The organism is Paenibacillus sp. YN15 (genome assembly GCF_003285005.1).
Taxonomy (GTDB): Bacteria; Bacillota; Bacilli; order Paenibacillales; family NBRC-103111; genus Paenibacillus_AR.
On record NZ_QMFA01000086.1, the window covers coordinates 1 to 2,263 of the forward strand.

The window sequence follows — 2,263 nt, forward strand, 5'->3', positions numbered from 1 at the left end:
ACGAAGGTTCTAAAAGAACGACTCTAACTTCGCTTACTCGACAGCAAAGTTTTTGCAACACTCAAGTCATATTATTAATAATCTTAAAAATGTAAACAAGGCATTAATTGAAAGAACAATTTACACGCAGAAAATGTTTGGCATTTGGACAATATTAACCAACTTGCTTGGGTTTAGATTAGCAACTGAAATACTTTCATGGAAATGGGCATGGAAACATGAAGAGTTTGTTAATTCTTTATCAATTGAGGAATTAATGCAGATTATAAACAAGGATTACGGCTATGAATATTTAAAAAATAACTTGTTAGGTACTATGAAAAATGAAATGATTATGACGAATGATAATCAATCAATACCGCAGAGTATCATTGATGTTATTGATGTTCAAAATTAGTATATTTATTACAATGATTATCTTGTGGAGCAATTTTCATTGTGTTTGATTAACAGATATTTTACAATGGTTTTTCTGTAAGGTTATAAGCCCGAAATCATTTGAAAAATTGGTTTCCAGTTCATTTGATCAATGAACAACGATAAGATGAAAAACGGGATTGAGTGGAAAGGATCATATATTAGGTGTGTACATAAAGGGGAATTGACAATTCATTAAAACCACAACTTATTTAATTTGGCAAACTTGAAGCATCCGTTTAGTTCTATTTTGCAAAGCACATAGAAAAACGAGGATATTTCACTGGACTTTGGAAGAGAGGTTTCATTTTAGGGCTCTCTAAAATAATTGAGGAAAGGCGCTGAACCGTTCGATATCTAACTGACCACTTAAGATAATGAAGTCTGTGGTCACAGATTTGGTCACATTTTCGTTGTTCAAGGAACGACTAACTGTCGTGCAAGATAGCCGCGGCGCAAAAAAATGATTTGGAATGGGGGAGAAATAACCTGCTTACTCCCCTTCCAGAAACCTAACGCTCCACTGGCAGCGATGAGGTCAGGGGTTCGATCCCCCTAGGCTCCATAATAAAAAAGGCGTTGACCATTGGGTCAACGTCTTTTTTATTGGAGCCGCAGGCCGGATGGGGCCCCTGACGAAGGGGTTCGCCCGCGTGCAGGGAGCAAAGCGGACGAGCACGGCGTCTGAATCCACCGCATATAAATTCCGAAAATGGATAGATGCAATGAAAGAAATTGCGCTACAAACTGGCCATTTAGAAATAGCAATGGATCAAGTAGGAGAGGTTTAATCCATTGTCCTCCTGATCCAAACGGATTATGGATTGACCAGGCCGTTACAATGGTGCTGGATGAGAAGGATGCTGAAGAGGTACGAGAAGGATACAGAGTAGCTTTATATAATTCTCGCGGTGTTCATTGGGTAGACCCAACAGGTGCACCCGAGAGAGAATTAGCTGAGGAGTATCGAACTAAAGCTGAGGCTGTTGAGAATGCTGGGTATTTTAGGTTTGCCGAGGCACTTAGAAAACTTGCCGATGGTTGTGATAGGGAAGCGGAAAGAGTGATACGGGGTCATCATAATGATTTGTAAATTAGTCAAGGTTTACTGCATTAGATAAAGGTTTCTTTCACAACAAAGGCAGTTGATCTAATTGGTCACACTTTCTTTGCTCAAGGAACGACTAAATGTTGTGCAAGATAGCCGCGGCGCAGAAAAATGATTTGGAGCAGGGGAGGAATAACCTATTTTCTCTCCTTCCAGAACCCCATCGCTCCACTGGCAGCAATGCAGTCAGGGATTTAAGCCCCTCTCTTGAAAAGATATTGACTCTTACCTTACGTAAGGTTGTATGATAAATATATGTCAACAAAACGGAGGTACTTTTATGTTGATGAAAATCGGTGATGTGACCAATAAATTTGGGATTTCGCACCGTTCATTACATTATTGGGAAAACGTAGGGATTTTAGAGAGTTTGCGTGGAGAAAACGATTACCGTTATTACGATGAAGAAAATACGCAGAAAATCAAGCAGATTGTATTATTACGCAAGCTGCGTCTTTCTATCCCTTCTATTCAAGAGATATTTACATCGGGCGAATTGTCAAAAGTGATATCTGTTTTCACCTCCCACCTTGATGAATCCAAAAAGGAAAAAGAACAGCTCAATGCGTTGGGCCTTGTTTTACAGCAACTTATTCATATGCTCAAGGATAAGCAGAATATCGAAAGTGTGTATAAATATTTGTTACTACTTAGGTCTCCTCGAAAGGAGTTGAAATCCTTTGAAAAAATATCCAAATACCCGACTTTCGGAAAGGATTTTCACTCTCCCCTGTCGAA

2 protein-coding genes are annotated in these 2,263 nt (G+C 39.2%); both read left to right on the forward strand.

Features of this window, described 5'->3' with window-relative positions:
- Nucleotides 1-52 precede the first annotated feature (52 nt).
- Complete coding sequence (locus tag DQG13_RS30215; protein ID WP_113023909.1) at nucleotides 53-397, forward strand: hypothetical protein; 345 nt, start codon at nucleotides 53-55, stop codon at nucleotides 395-397.
- A 1,408-nt stretch (nucleotides 398-1,805) separates the two neighbouring features.
- Nucleotides 1,806-2,263: MerR family transcriptional regulator (locus DQG13_RS30220; RefSeq protein ID WP_181593106.1), on the forward strand; the 458-nt coding region annotated here is incomplete at its 3' end.